At 54.7% G+C, this 14,171-nt stretch carries 12 protein-coding genes; 11 read left to right on the forward strand and 1 reads right to left on the reverse strand.

Features of this window, described 5'->3' with window-relative positions; translation table 11 throughout:
• The first annotated feature begins 52 nt into the window (after positions 1–52).
• From HN413_12305 to HN413_12355, 11 genes are all read left to right on the forward strand, one after another.
• Positions 53–2,482 (forward strand): FAD-dependent oxidoreductase, encoded by a 2,430-nt coding sequence (locus HN413_12305; protein ID MBT3391181.1) that lies wholly within the window; start codon positions 53–55, stop codon positions 2,480–2,482.
• A gap of 61 nt (positions 2,483–2,543) precedes the next feature.
• Complete coding sequence (locus tag HN413_12310; GenBank protein ID MBT3391182.1) at positions 2,544–2,846, forward strand: hypothetical protein; 303 nt, start codon at positions 2,544–2,546, stop codon at positions 2,844–2,846.
• A 17-nt stretch (positions 2,847–2,863) separates the two neighbouring features.
• Positions 2,864–4,864 carry a DUF4445 domain-containing protein gene (locus HN413_12315; GenBank protein ID MBT3391183.1) on the forward strand — a complete coding sequence of 667 codons (2,001 nt, stop codon included), beginning with the start codon at positions 2,864–2,866 and terminating at the stop codon, positions 4,862–4,864.
• A 46-nt stretch (positions 4,865–4,910) separates the two neighbouring features.
• Positions 4,911–5,591: a cobalamin-binding protein gene (locus HN413_12320; protein MBT3391184.1), complete on the forward strand. Its 681-nt coding sequence runs from the start codon at positions 4,911–4,913 to the stop codon at positions 5,589–5,591.
• A gap of 83 nt (positions 5,592–5,674) precedes the next feature.
• The gene (bmt, locus tag HN413_12325) at positions 5,675–6,559 is read left to right on the forward strand and encodes a betaine--homocysteine S-methyltransferase (GenBank protein MBT3391185.1); all 885 of its coding nucleotides are present in this window, start codon (positions 5,675–5,677) and stop codon (positions 6,557–6,559) included.
• A gap of 79 nt (positions 6,560–6,638) precedes the next feature.
• Positions 6,639–7,526: a dihydropteroate synthase gene (locus HN413_12330; GenBank protein ID MBT3391186.1), complete on the forward strand. Its 888-nt coding sequence runs from the start codon at positions 6,639–6,641 to the stop codon at positions 7,524–7,526.
• A 68-nt stretch (positions 7,527–7,594) separates the two neighbouring features.
• A complete protein-coding gene (locus HN413_12335; protein MBT3391187.1) occupies positions 7,595–8,182 on the forward strand; it encodes a DUF1638 domain-containing protein in 588 nt (195 codons plus the stop codon).
• 98 nt (positions 8,183–8,280) lie between these two features.
• Positions 8,281–9,258, forward strand: coding sequence for an ornithine cyclodeaminase family protein (locus HN413_12340; protein MBT3391188.1), 978 nt, complete (start codon positions 8,281–8,283; stop codon positions 9,256–9,258).
• Entirely contained in the window at positions 9,162–10,697 is a 1,536-nt protein-coding gene (locus tag HN413_12345) for a trimethylamine methyltransferase (GenBank protein ID MBT3391189.1), read from the forward strand. The genes HN413_12340 and HN413_12345 overlap by 97 nt, the downstream gene beginning before the upstream one ends.
• Before the next feature lie 146 nt (positions 10,698–10,843).
• The gene (locus tag HN413_12350) at positions 10,844–11,617 is read left to right on the forward strand and encodes an IclR family transcriptional regulator (GenBank protein MBT3391190.1); all 774 of its coding nucleotides are present in this window, start codon (positions 10,844–10,846) and stop codon (positions 11,615–11,617) included.
• Positions 11,618–11,649: 32 nt separating this feature from the next.
• Positions 11,650–13,110, forward strand: coding sequence for a trimethylamine methyltransferase (locus HN413_12355; GenBank protein MBT3391191.1), 1,461 nt, complete (start codon positions 11,650–11,652; stop codon positions 13,108–13,110).
• Between the two features lie 67 nt (positions 13,111–13,177).
• Here the strand turns inward: HN413_12355 and HN413_12360 are convergent.
• Positions 13,178–14,171, reverse strand: a 994-nt coding sequence (locus HN413_12360; protein ID MBT3391192.1) for a tetratricopeptide repeat protein, incomplete at its 5' end; no start/stop codon positions are given.

Consider the following 14,171-nt stretch of genomic DNA (forward strand, 5'->3'; position numbering starts at 1 on the left):
CCTCACCCCCAACCCCTCTCCTAAATTGGGAGAGGGGAGCGAAGGAGAAAATATGCGAAAAGAAGCAAATTTAGTTATTATCGGCGCAGGGATTGTGGGCGTCAGCGCGGCGTATCACCTGACCAAGCTCGGGTGGCGCGATATTGTGGTGATCGACAAAGGGCCGCTGTTTGAAACCGGCGGCTCGACCTCGCACGCCCCGGGGCTGGTTTTCCAGACCAACGGCTCGAAGATGCTGTGCGAGTTCGCCCAATATACCGTGGAATTGCTCAACAGCCTGCACACCGAGGCGCGGCCAACGTTCTATCAGGTGGGCGGCATCGAAGTTGCCTATACGAAAGAACGCATGCAAGACCTGAAACGGCGGCACGGCTGGGCGCAGAGCTACGGCCTGGAAACGCATTTGATCTCGCCGCGCGAAGTTCAGGAGCATATCCCCATTCTTGACCCCAGTGTGCTTGAGGGCGGCTACTACATCCCCACCGATGGCGATGCCAAAGCCGTCAACGCTGTGGAGGGCATGGCGGAGTTCACCAAGTCGCAGGGCGCGGCGGAGTATTACGGCAACACCACCGTGACTGGATTCGAAACATCGGGCGGGAGCGTGGCGGCGGTTGTGACCGATAAAGGCACGATCAAAGCCGAGCATGTGTTGCTGGCAACCAATATCTGGGGGCCAGTGTTGAGCGATCAGTTGGGCGTGAAACTGCCTTTGATGGCTGTCGAACACCAATATTTGATCTCTGAGCCGCTGGCTGAGTTAGCCGGAGAAACGCGCGAAATCGTGCATCCGATTTTACGCAATCAGGATTTTTCGATGTACTACCGCCAGCACTATGATGCCTACGGTATCGGCTCGTACAAACACGATCCCCTGTTGGTTGATCCTTACGACGTCGGCGTTGACGCCATGCGCCCCTTCACACTGGGCGACTTCAAGAGCGCCAACACCGCCACGAATGATTTATTGCCCGCCATGCGCGGCAAGGAATATATCACTACGTTCAACGGCATGTTCTCCTTCACGATTGACGGCTACCCGATCATGGGCAAGGCGGCGCAGTGGGATAATTTCTGGACGGCGATTGGTGTGTGGGTCACACATTCCGGTGGCGTGGGCAAGGCAATTGCCGAGTGGATGACCGCAGGCCACCCGACCAGCGACGTTCACGAGGGCGACATCAGCCGTTTCCACGAATATGCCAAGAGCAAATATTACACGGTACGCACATCGGCACAGCAATACCGCGAAGTTTACGACATCATCCACCCCATGCAGCAGATGGAACACACGCGCAACGTGCGCCTGGCTCCGTATCACACAGCGCTCAAGAAACTGGGCGGGCATTTCTTCGGCAGCGTCGGCTGGGAGCGCCCGCAGTGGTACGAGAGCAATGCTCGCTTGTTGCCACAATACGCCGATCAAATCCCGCCGCGCGAAGGCTGGGAAGCGATGTACTGGTCACCCATTCAGGGCGCGGAACATCTAGCGACGCGCGAGGACGTGGGCTTGTTTGAGTTGAGTTCTTTCGTCAAGATCGAAGTCAGCGGCTCGGGCGCAGCGGAATATCTCGAATACATCTCGGCCAACAAAGTCGCCCGCGGCGTGGGCAAGGTGGTCTACACCTCCATGTTGACCGATTTCGGCGGCATCAAAACCGACCTGACCGTGACGCGCATGGCCGAAGACCGCTTCTGGATTCTGACTGGCGGCGGCAGCGGCATGACCGATCTGTATTGGCTGCGCAGCAACGCACCCAGCGATGACAGTGTGAACGTCGAAGATATTTCGTCGAAATACACGGCTGTCGGTCTTTGGGGGCCAAACGCGCGCGACGTGCTGCAAAGCGTCTGCGAGCAGGATGTCTCCAACAAAGCCTTCCCCTACTTCACGGCGCAAAACATTATGATCGAGACCATCCCTGCGGTGGCGGTGCGCATCTCCTACGTCGGCGAGTTGGGTTGGGAAATTTACACCCCGGCGGAGTATGGTCAACGCCTGTGGGACGTACTCTGGAACGCCGGACAAGCCCACGGCATCATTGCGGGCGGCATGGGCGCATTCGACTCGCTGCGCATCGAGAAGGGCTACCGCGGCCTGAACGCCGACATTCATGTAGAACACAATCCCTATGAAGCTGGCCTGGATTGGGCCGTGCGCCTGAACAAAGGCGATTTCAAGGGACGCGCGGCTCTGCTGAAAATCAAGGAAGCGGGTATCACGCGCAAACTGTGCTGCCTGACGCTTGACGAAATCATCATGGGCAAAGAACCCATCCTCGAGGGTGATACAACCCTGGGGTATGTCACCAGCACGAACTACGGCTACAGCGTCGGCAAGCAGATCGCCTACGGCTATCTCCCCATCGAATATGCCGAAAAAGGCACCGAAGTCGAAATTGAGTATTTCGGTCAACACTTCAAGGCTGTTGTGGATGACGATCCGCTATACGACGCGGCGATGAAAAAGCTAAAAGCATAACGAGCAGGTGACAGTCACTTTTGAAGTGACCGTCACCTAACGACGTAGTAAAATACCCATTATGGCAAAATATAAAATTCTCTACTGGCATGATATTCCCTCCCAGGTGCGCGCTACCGATGAAAACGGGCGCGTGGGGGCACAACTTTCCCAGCGTTTCCAAGAGACGATTGACGCAGCAGCGATGGCTTTAGGCTTGTATGGCTCCGATGATTACACTGCCGCCTTTCACTGGGGCGAAGAAATGGAACGCCCGGGCAGCGCCGAAGAAGTCGCTGATACCGTCGCCGCCGAACTCGAAATCCAGTACCTGCGCATCGACTGGCGGGGAATGGTCGCCAAACTCGCAGAAAGTAAAAAATGACCCACACCCTGATCCTGATGCCCTCCGGGCGGCGCGGACAGATCGAGGAAGGCACCACCGTCCTTGAAGCTGCGCGGCAACTCGGCGTCGAAATCGAGACCATTTGCGGGGGCAGGCAAACCTGCGAGAAGTGCCGCGTGATCGTGGAAAGCGGTCATTTTGATAAACACGGTATCACGTCCGATGAAAACCATCTTTCTGCGCGCACGCCCAATGAAATTGAACTGCTCGTCAAATTAGGCACACCTGAGCAGCGTCTGTCCTGCAACGCCCAGATTCTCGGCGATGTGCTCATTTCCGTCCCCGAGGGCAGCCGCGCCCAAAAACAGATCATCCGCAAGACAGCCAGCGAACGTGCCATTGAAGTCATCCCCACCGTGCGCCAATTCTACGTTGAAGTTGAACCGGCTGAACTCGGCGCGCACCGCGGCGACTGGGGACGCGTGCAAGATGCTTTGGCCGCGCAATGGAATCTGCACGATCTGACGATTGATATCCATGCCTTGCGGCGCTTGCAGGCCGTGCTGCGGGAGGGCAAATGGACAGTCACAACCACGATCTGGAATGAACAACGCGTGTTCGACATCCACCCTGGCTACTATGAGGGCGCTTACGGTCTGGCCGTGGATGTGGGCAGCACCACTGTCGCCAGTTATCTCTGCGATCTGCGCACCGGCGAACTGCTGGCGACCGAATCGATGATGAATCCGCAGGTTTCCTACGGCGAAGACCTGATGAGCCGCATCTCATTTGCCATGAGTCGTCGCGATGGCCTGGAAGTGATGAACACTGCCATCATCGATGCCATAAACCAACTCGCCCGGCGCGCCGCCAAAAGCGCTAAAATCCGCGCCAGTCAAATCTATGAAATTGTGATGGTCGGCAACACCACCATGACGCACATTCTGCTGAACGCCAACCCGCAAGAACTGGGTAACGCGCCCTTCGCGCTGGTCAACCGCGCGAGCATGGACATCAAGGCCAGCGAACTTGGCCTGCGTCTGCACCCTGCCGCCAACGCCCATATTTTGCCTGCTGAAGCCGGGCATGTGGGGGCAGATAACGTGGCCGTGCTGGTAGCCGAACAGCCGCAATTGCAGGAACGCGTCATCCTGACGGTGGATGTGGGCACCAACGCAGAGATAGTGCTCAGCAGCCCGGAGTGGATGTACAGCGCATCCAGCCCGACCGGCCCGGCCTTTGAGGGGGGGCAAATTTCCTCGGGCATGCGCGCCGCCCCCGGAGCCATCGAGCGCGTGCGCGTGGACCCTGAAACCAAGCTACCGAGCTTCCGCGTCATTGGCGAGGAGCGCTGGTCAGATGAGTGGCAGACTGGCGCAGACGCGCCGCTGGAAGCACAACCCCAGCATCTGGCGGCGGGAATTTGCGGCTCGGGCATTATCGAAGTGATCGCCGAACTCTTTATGGCAGGTATCCTGCTGCCGGATGGCCGATTCAACCCCGAGGTAGTCGGCGCGTCTATGTTTTGGGAACAAGGCAAACGCACGGGGGCGTATATTCTGGCCAGGGCTGAACAAACTTCGAGCGGAAAACCGATCTACATCACCCAGCAAGATGTGCGCAATATTCAATTGGCGAAGGCTGCGTTATATGCCGGGGCCAAATTGTTGATGATGCGGGCCGAGGTGGAGCAGGTAGACGAAGTGATTTTGGCGGGCGCATTTGGCAGTTATATTGACCCCAAACACGCAATGGTGTTAGGATTGATCCCGAACTGCAAATTAGAAAAGGTGCACGCCGTGGGCAATGCCGCCGGAGACGGGGCACGGATTGCCCTGCTCAACCGGGAGCGGCGTGCTGAAGCCAGCAAGATCGCGGATCGGGTGCGCTATATCGAGACGGCGGTTGACCCCGATTTTCAGGAAGAGTTTGTCAAGGCCTTGCACTTGCCACATCAGAGCGATTTGTTCACGCATTTAGAGGGTTTGCTGCCAGAAGTACAGGCAGAACCGGTAAGGCGTGAACGGAGAAGAAAACGTCAGACATCTGGCATCTGACACCGAGAATGCTATTCTGAAATTTAATTATGTGAAGGACTAAATAATGAGCGAAGAAATCAACTTAAAAGAAATGTCCGACGACGAAATTCTGGAGCTGATGCAGGAAGATCTGTACGATGGCTACGCCGAAGAGATCGTTGAAGAAGTTAACGAATTACTTGGGCGTGAAATGGGGTCTTACGATATTCTCATCAAGGGATTAGTAGCCGGAATGGAAGTCGTTGGGGTAGACTTCCGCGATGGTGTGCTGTTCGTCCCCGAAGTATTGATGGCGGCCAAAGCCATGAAGGCCGGGATGGAAGTACTGCGACCGCTGCTCGCCGAAACAGGCGCTCCTAAAATGGGCACGGTAGTGATTGGCACTGTCAAAGGCGATATTCACGACATTGGCAAGAACCTGGTGGCCATGATGATGGAAGGTGCGGGCTTTGATGTTGTCAACCTGGGCATTAACACCTCGGCGGATGATTTTATCGCTGCCATTGAAGAACATGACGCTGATATTCTGGGCATGAGCGCCCTGCTGACGACCACGATGATCTATATGCGCACAGTGATCAAGACGCTGAAGGAAAAAGGTCTGCGCGACAAAATTGTCGTGCTGGTGGGCGGCGCGCCGCTCAACGAAGCCTTTGCCGAAGATATTGAGGCTGATGCTTATTGCCGCGACGCCGCTGTGGCGGTGGAGACGGCGAAGAAGTTTATGGAGATAAAAAGGGGTTGAAAGTTGCAGGTTACAAGTTAAAAGTTTAGTTACGTATTACGCCAACTTTCAACCTTCAACTTTCAACCGGTATCGGAGGAAACATGAACCCATTAGTAGAACTTATAAAAACCGGCCAACCGGTGCTATTGGACGGAGCGATGGGCACAATGCTCTTCGACGCCGGTCTGGAACAAGGCGATCCGCCCGATGAATGGAACGTGCTCTACCCGGAGCGCATCAAGGCAATTCATCAAGCTTATGTCGATGCTGGCTCCCAATTAATTTTGACCAACTCCTTCGGCGGGACGAGCTTCCGTTTGGAGATGCACAATTTGCAAGACCGCGTCCACGAATTCAACAAGGCCGCTGCCCAAAATGCCCGTTCCGTGGCGGATGCCGCCCCGCATATCGTGGTGGTGGCTGGCGATATTGGCCCTACCGGACAATTATTCGAGCCGATGGGCTTGCTGACCTTCGAGGATGCCAAAACCGCATTTGCCGATCAGGCCCGCGGTCTGGCCGATGGCGGCGCGGATGTTTTCTGGATCGAGACAATGAGCGACTTGAATGAGGTCAAAGCCGCCATCGCTGGGATACGTGAGGTCAGCGATCTGCCGATTATTGCCACGATGTCCTTTGATACCCACGGACACACCATGATGGGCGTCAGCCCGGCCAAGTTCATCGAAGCATTGGGCGAGCAGGACGTACTCGCTGTGGGCGCCAACTGCGGCACTGGCTCCGACGAACTGATAAAAGCTGTTGAAGCCATGCGGAAAGCCAGCCCCGATATTGTTTTGGTAGCAAAAGGCAACGCCGGGATACCGCATGTCGTCAAGGGCGGCGATATTGTCTACGATGGCTCGCCTGAAGTGATGGCCGAATATGCCCTGAATGTGCATGAGATCGGCGCATCGCTAATCGGCGGTTGTTGCGGCAGTACGCCTGAGCATATCAAAGCTATGGCCAAAGCGCTAGGCAAATAATTCCACCACAGAGACACGAAGAACACAGAGAAAAGCAAAATCTCAGTGTCTCCGTGGTTATTTCATTCCCAGAATTTATATGAACACAATACTTAGCTCAAAAACCAAAACTGTACTCATCGGCCCCGACCAACCTTTCGTCATCATTGGCGAGCGCATCAACCCCACCGGGCGCAAAATGCTGGCCGCCGAGATGGCTGCCGGAAATTATGAACGCGTCCAAAGCGATGCCCTGGCACAGGTCGCCGCTGGAGCGCAGATATTGGATGTCAATGCCGGGATTCCACTGGCCGATGAACCCGCCATTCTGGCTGAAACCGTGCGCCTGGTACAATCCTTGGTCGATGTGCCGCTGTGCATTGACTCCTCCATTGTGGCCGCGCTGCAAAGTGGGCTGGAGGCCTACAAGGGCAAAGCCCTGGTCAATTCGGTCACCGGCGAGGAAGAGCGCCTGGAAGTGGTGCTGCCCCTGGTCAAAAAGCACGGCGCGGCTGTAATCGCCATTTCCAACGATGATACCGGCATCTCAGATGACCCCGAGGTGCGCTTCGCCGTCGCCAAAAAGATCGTTGAGCGCGCCATGGACTACGGCATCCCCAAAGAAGATGTCATCATTGACCCGCTGGTAATGCCCATCGGAGCCAAACGCTATGCCGGGCGGCAGGTCTTCGCCATCATCCGCCGCGTACGCGAAGAATTAGGCTGCAATACCGTCTGCGGGGCCAGCAATGTCTCCTTTGGGCTGCCCAACCGCAAAGGAATAAACACTGCCTTCGTGCCCATGTTAATGGCCGCCGGAATGACTTGCGCCATTACTAATCCGCTCGAAGCCGAACTTAGAACCGCAATCCTGGCCGCCGATGCGCTGATGGGCAACGACGAAAATTGCACTGCCTGGATTTCCGCTAACGCCGACGAAAGTGCTGCACCACGCGAACGCCGTCGCAGCCGTAGAACCCGAGGCTAAACCACAGATGAACACAGATCACCACAGAAAGAAGCTGCGTTGATCTGTATTCGTTTGCGGTTTCTGAAATGACAACCGGACTCATCATTTGTGGGGCGTTGGGGCGAGAAGTGGTTGCTCTCATCAAGAAACACGGCTGGGATGCACAGGTGATCGGCATCCCGGCGGTAGATCACGTCTTCCCGCAGCGGATCGCCCCTGATGTTGAGAAGCGCATCCTCGAACTGAGCGAACAATTCGACCGGTTGATCGTGGTTTTCGGGGATTGCGGCTCACGCGGCGCCCTGGACGAGATACTAGCACGCTATCCGGACATCGAGCGCATCGCCGGGCCACATTGCTACGAAATGTATGGGGGCGAACTCTTTGAGCAGCTCATCACAGAAGAACCAGGCACCTACATCTTGACTGATTTTATGGTGCGCACATTTCAGGGGCTTATCCTCAAGAGCATGGGGCTGCACAAATATCCACAACTCAAAGGGGAGTATTTTAAGAATTACAAGCGCGTCGTTTATCTGGCGCAAAGCGAAGACCCCAAACTCATCCAAAAAGCGCACAGAGTTGCCGCATACCTGGAACTACCACTTGAAATCCGCTACACAGGCTTTGGGCTACTTGAAGAGCGCCTGATCGCCATGATGCAACAAAACTAGCCAGACTTCAAAGGGGGAAAATTGACCCGCGTGCAAAAAATTCATATAATGATGACATTCGCATCATCTTCTCTTTCACTCTCAAGGAGACAAAAATTATGACAACATCCAAACTTCTCTATCTCTCCCAAAAAGATGTCGTTTCCGTTGGCCTGAAAATGGCCGAAATCATCCATCTGGTTGAAACGGCATTCAAAGAAAAAGGCCACGGCCGCGTTGAAATGCCGCCCAAGCCCGGCATCCATCCCGGCGAAGGCGATAATTTCATCCATGCCATGCCTGCTTATATCCCCGCGCTCAATTCGGCGGGCATCAAATGGGTCAGCGGCTTTCCCGGCAATCAGGCCAAGGGGCTACCCTATATCACCGGCCTGCTGATCCTCAATGACCCCGCAACCGGCATCCCGCTGGCAGTGATGGATTGCGAATGGATCACGGCTATGCGCACCGCGGCGGCTTCGGCGGTGGCTGCCCAGCGGTTGGCGCGCCCCGATTCGGCTACCCTGGGGGTGTTGGGCTGCGGCGTGCAAGGGTTCACCAATACCGAAGCCCTGCAGGTGCTTTTCCCGGTTGAGAAAGTTTTCGCCTACGATCTCTCACCCGAAGCCATCAAGAACTACAGCAAAAAAGTTAAAAGCCAGCTCAAGCTCGAAGTCGTGACCGCTAATACCCCGCAAGAAGCCGTCACAGGCTGCGATCTGGTTGTCACGGCTGGGCCAATTCTGAAAGTGCCGCATAAAACCATTAAGGCCGGGTGGCTCGATGCCGGGGCGTTTGCTTCACTGGTCGATTTCGATTCGTACTGGGAACCCACCGCCATGAAAGAAGTGGATAAATTCTGCACGGATGACTTGAAGCAATTTGAATATTACAAATCAGTGGGTTATTTTCAGGATGTGCCCCCCATTCATGCCGATTTAGGAGAGTTAGTCGCCGGGATGAAGCCCGGGCGTGGGTCGGCTGAAGAACGCACAATTGCCTGCAACCTGGGCCTGGCCCTGGACGATATGGCCGTGGCCCCAACAATTTATCAGCGCGCCGTCGAGATGGGCATCGGCACCTGGCTGCCGCTATAAGGAGACGTATGCAAACCCCCAATCTTGAATTTCGCCCGCGGCTTTCCGTCATCAACGACGATCAGATTGAGCATATTCACCAGGCCACCCTCGAGGTTCTGGAACGCACCGGGGTACAGATCGCCCACCCCCAGGCAAAGGAGCTGCTCCACGGAGCCGGAGCACGCCTCCAGGGTGACCGCGTGCGCATCCCCGCCTGGCTGGTCGAAGAATCGATCCGCAAAGCGCCTTCTCGCGTGGTACTGGGCCATCGCGACGGCACGCGCAAAATCTACCTCGAGGGAAGCAAATCATGGTTTGGTCCCAGCCTCGACTGCGTGGACTATCTCGACCCAAAAACCAACGCCCGCCGCCGCTTCGTTAGCAACGACTGCCGCGTCACGGCTACGGTTGCCGATGCGCTGCCTAATTATTCCTGGGTGATGACCATCGGCATGGCAGACGATCAGCCGCCTGATATTGCTGACCGCGCAATTGCCAAACAAGTTTTTACTTACACCGAAAAACCGTTGGTCTTCTGTTGCAAAGACGGTAATTCGGTCAAAGACATCTACGAGATGGCGCTGCTCGTCACTGACGGCAGGGAAAATTTCGCCAAAGCCCCAACAATTGTGCAATACTCCGAGCCCATCTCCCCGCTGCTCTACTATGATCCCGCCGTCGATAAAATTATCTTCTGCGCCGAAAATGGCATCCCGCAAATTAATTTCCCCGCTCCGCAATCCGGCAGCACCGCTCCGGCCACTTTTGCCGCTGAAATTGTGCAGGGCAGCGCCGAATCGCTCAGCGGGCTGGTGCTGGCGCAACTCGTCAAACCGGGTGCGCCGTTCATCTACGGAGCCTTTGCCACCGTGATGGATATGAAGACCACTATCTTCTCGTATGGCGCACCGGAGATGAGCCTGATGACCGCAGCCATGGCGCAAATGGCGCAGTTCTACAAGCTGCCCTTCTTCGGCACGGCTGGCGCAACAGATGCCAAATTCCCCGATGCGCAGGCCGCCGCTGAGGTGGCTTTCTCATGCCTGTCCTCAGCGCTAGTGGGCGCCAATTTGATACACGATGCCGGAAGCTGGCTCGATCACGGCTCGCTGGCCTCGCCAGCCTTCATGGTCCTGGTGAATGAAATTTTGTATATGGTCAACCAATATATGAAAGGGCTTCCGGTCAACACCGAGACCCTGGCGCTGGACCTTATCGACAAGGTAGGCCCGGGCGGGCATTATCTTTACGAAGATCATACCCTCAATCATTTCAAGGATGTCTGGTACTCTGACCTGTTTGACCGCAGCATCCAAGATGTTTGGTTGGAACAGGGTGCCAGAACTTTTGCTGATCGCCTGCGTGACAAGACTATCCGCATGATGGAACATCAGCCCAAGGTGCTGCCGAATAATGTGCTGAAGGAATTTGAAAACATGCAGCAGCATTGGGAATAACTATCATCTATGAAAAAGAAAGGGCGTCGGTGCAAGCACCGACGCCCTTTCTTTTTGCGGAAATTAGCCCTCCGAAATCCCAAAAAACCTGATATACTATTTCAATAATAAAACAGTGTTTTATATAATGAGACAAAACATCTATCATGCCCAAAGATAATCCCGCCACTCAAACCGTTCAGCGCATCGCTGCGATTTTGCGCTGTTTTAGCGCGGGGAAGCCTGAAATCGGCGTGATGCAAATCAGCCGCCAGACCGAGCTGCACAAAAGTACTACTTCGCGCCTGCTGGCCTCACTGGAAGCCGAAGGGCTGGTCGATAAAAACCCCGAGAGCGGCAAATATCGCCTGGGACTGGAAATTCTCAGCCTGGCCGGGACGATACTCGAACAAATTGGTCTGCGGCAGGCTGCTCATATTCATCTGCGCGAACTGGCCGACCTGACGCAGGAGACGATCAACATTGCCGTATTGCATGGGGATGAATGTATTAACATTGAGAGCATCAAAAGCCCGCAACCCATTCAATATGCCGGGCAGTTGGGACGCAGAAATCCATTGCACTGCACTTCAACCGGAAAAATTTTTCTGGCTTATATGAGTGCCGAACAACGTCAGCAACACCTCCCCCCTCCGCTGCGCGCGTACACCCCGCACACGATCACCGATCTCGCTGAGTTGGAAGAAAATCTGAGGCAGGTGCGGGCACAAGGCTATGCCGCCGCCTATGACGAATTTGACGAAGGTCTGAGTGCCATCGCTGCCCCGATCCGCGACTTTAACGGGCTGGTGATCGCGGCGGTGAGCATTTCGGGGCCAAGTTTCCGCATGGGGGCAGAACAAAGCCAATTATACGCCGCTCACCTACTGAGCGCGTCCCGCAAAATCAGCTATCAACTCGGCAATTTTTCCAATCCCTAAATCGACCCTACTCACCCCATCAGGAGAAAAAAATGAAATCCAATCCAACCAGCACAGGCGGGATTCTCGGAGGGCAGTACCAACCCCTTTCCAAGTATGATATTGAACTGTTACACCAATCCGCACTCAATATTCTCGAAGAAACCGGTGTCGCCGTCCACAGCACCAAAGCCCTTGATCTACTCGAAGCGGCGGGCGCCAGAGTTGATCGTTCGCTGCCGCGCGCCTGGCTGCCGAAAAGCATGGTCGAAGATGCTATCGCCAGCGCACCATCCAAAGTGGAGTTGTTCGGACGTAAACCAGAGCATCATCTAACGCTGGGGGGTAAACAGGTTTACCTGGGCACAGGCGGCACAACGATCAATGTGCTCGATCTGGATGGTGTAAAGCGAAAATCTTCCGTGCTGGATTGCCATCAGATTCCGCGCCTGGTGGATGCGCTCGAAAATGTGCATTTCATTGTTTTGCCGGTCTACCCCAACGAGTTGACCGAAGAAAACGCCGATGTGAACCGTTTTTACGGCGGCTTGCGCAACAGCAGCAAACATATTATGGGTGGTATGTACTCGCTGCAGGGCACGCTGGATGTGATCCACATGGCCGAGATGATCGCCGGAGGGCCTGAGGCATTGCGTAACGAGCCGATGGTCTCGTTTATTACGCTGATGATTAGCCCGTTGTTGGTGGATGAGACTTATGGCGATATCATGATCGAAGTGGCGCGGCGGGGACTCCCCCTGGCGGTGCCCTGTGAACCTATGACGGGATCAACCTCCCCGGTGACGTTGGCTGGAAACCTGGCCATGTTCGCCGCCGATACCCTGGCCGGGGTGACGCTGACGCAACTCGCCAACCCGGGCACGCCCGTATTGAGCGGTTATGTGGGCACGATCACCGATCTGCGCACGATGGGCTATCTCTCCGGGGCGATTGAGAGCGGCTTGCTCAACGCGGGGGCAGCGCAACTGGCGCAACATTGGAACCTGCCCTTCTACGCCACCGCCGGAATGAGCGACTCGAAAACGATTGACGTGCAAACTGGCTACGAAAGCGCCATGACTACGCTGCTGGTAGCACTCTCCGGGGCGAATTATATTCACGATGCGGCGGGCTTAATGGAATTTGCGATGGTCGCAAGCTACGAGAAATATGTGATTGATAACGAGATCATCGGCATGGCTTTGCGGGCGTTACGCGGGATTGAAGTCACGCCCGAAACAATTGCCGCCGATCTGATTCATGAAGCCGGTCCTGGCGGGTATTTCCTGAAAGCGAAACACACGGTCAAGCACATGCGGTCAGAATTTTTCTTCCCGCAAATCAGCGACCGCAACTTGCGCGAAGATTGGTTGGAAATGGGTGCGCTGGATGCGCGCCAACGCGCCAACCTGCGGGCGCGAGAAATCCTGAACGAGCATCGACCTGAACCCATCCCCGCGGCGATTGACGAAATAATTCGCGCCGAATTTGATGTAATCATGCCAGAACTCTAATCGGATACAGACAACAAAAAAGAACCTCTGGGAAATTCGATCCAGAGGCTCTTTTTTCATTCTCGATTTACGGGGCGGCTTTCAAATCGGTAATAATTTTCTCGGCCTGGGCAATCAGTTCCGGATCTTCGCTGGCCACCAGTACCATCTCGAAATCATCAATCGCCTTGTAGCGATATCCGCTCTGGTAGTAAGCTACAGCCCGGTTATAGTATGCCTGTCCCAACTCGGTTTCCAGCGCAATCGCCTGGGAAAAATCTTTAATCGCCAGCGCGTATTCCGACATAACCATATACGTATTAGCCCGGAAATAATAAGAAAATCCATGCCGGGCATCGAGTGCCAGTGTTTGGGTAAAAAACTCTATGGCCTGTTCATGATCTTCCTGAAAATAATAGGCCAAACCGATGCTGTAATGGGCCTGCGCATATTCCGGGTATTGCTCAATCACATAAACCCAATCCTCAATCGCCACTTCATATTCACTCAACTGAAAATACGACAACCCGCGCTGGTAATAGGCATCCAGGTTTTCGGCATTTAGCTCTAGCGTTTGATTGAAATGTTCAATAGCAACATCATATTCGGAACTATAATAAGCTGCCAGGCCCAAATTGTAGGTTACCAGTGGGTCGGCAGGGTCAAGGCGAGCGGCTTCGTTGAAATCATCCTTCGCCCGATCCAATTCTCCCAGTTGCAGAAGCAATTCTCCGCGGTTGTTCAATGCCACTGCAAATTCTGGATACAATTCAATCGCGCGATCGTAGTAACTAATCGCCGATTCAATATTCCCTAAATAAGTATGTGCACGCCCAAGATTAAACAACGCCACCACATCTGTGGGGTTCAGATCAATCGCCTGATTATATTCATAAATTGCCTGCTGAACTCTATCCGAGAGATAGTAGGCATCCGCCAGGCGTTTGTGCGCTTCATAATGCTCAGGTTCGAGAGCGATCACTTCTTTTAAGTCAGCAATCGCGGCTTCAAATTTTTCGGTTTCAATATAAACAATTCCGCGATTGAAGAGTGCATTGGTTTGAAGTGGGTCTAACGCGATA

The organism is Chloroflexota bacterium (genome assembly GCA_018648225.1).
Taxonomy (GTDB): Bacteria; Chloroflexota; Anaerolineae; order Anaerolineales; family UBA11858; genus NIOZ-UU35.

What these genes read in the sequence shown, in the direction of transcription:
- HN413_12355 (MBT3391191.1), top strand. Translation starts at nt 11,650, where the DNA reads ATGAAATCCAATCCAACCAGCACAGGCGGGATTCTCGGAGGGCAGTAC.
- HN413_12330 (MBT3391186.1), top strand. Translation starts at nt 6,639, where the DNA reads ATGAACACAATACTTAGCTCAAAAACCAAAACTGTACTCATCGGCCCC.
- HN413_12305 (MBT3391181.1), top strand. Translation starts at nt 53, where the DNA reads ATGCGAAAAGAAGCAAATTTAGTTATTATCGGCGCAGGGATTGTGGGC.
- HN413_12320 (MBT3391184.1), top strand. Translation starts at nt 4,911, where the DNA reads ATGAGCGAAGAAATCAACTTAAAAGAAATGTCCGACGACGAAATTCTG.
- HN413_12340 (MBT3391188.1), top strand. Translation starts at nt 8,281, where the DNA reads ATGACAACATCCAAACTTCTCTATCTCTCCCAAAAAGATGTCGTTTCC.
- HN413_12310 (MBT3391182.1), top strand. Translation starts at nt 2,544, where the DNA reads ATGGCAAAATATAAAATTCTCTACTGGCATGATATTCCCTCCCAGGTG.
- bmt (MBT3391185.1), top strand. Translation starts at nt 5,675, where the DNA reads ATGAACCCATTAGTAGAACTTATAAAAACCGGCCAACCGGTGCTATTG.
- HN413_12350 (MBT3391190.1), top strand. Translation starts at nt 10,844, where the DNA reads ATGCCCAAAGATAATCCCGCCACTCAAACCGTTCAGCGCATCGCTGCG.
- HN413_12335 (MBT3391187.1), top strand. Translation starts at nt 7,595, where the DNA reads ATGACAACCGGACTCATCATTTGTGGGGCGTTGGGGCGAGAAGTGGTT.
- HN413_12315 (MBT3391183.1), top strand. Translation starts at nt 2,864, where the DNA reads ATGCCCTCCGGGCGGCGCGGACAGATCGAGGAAGGCACCACCGTCCTT.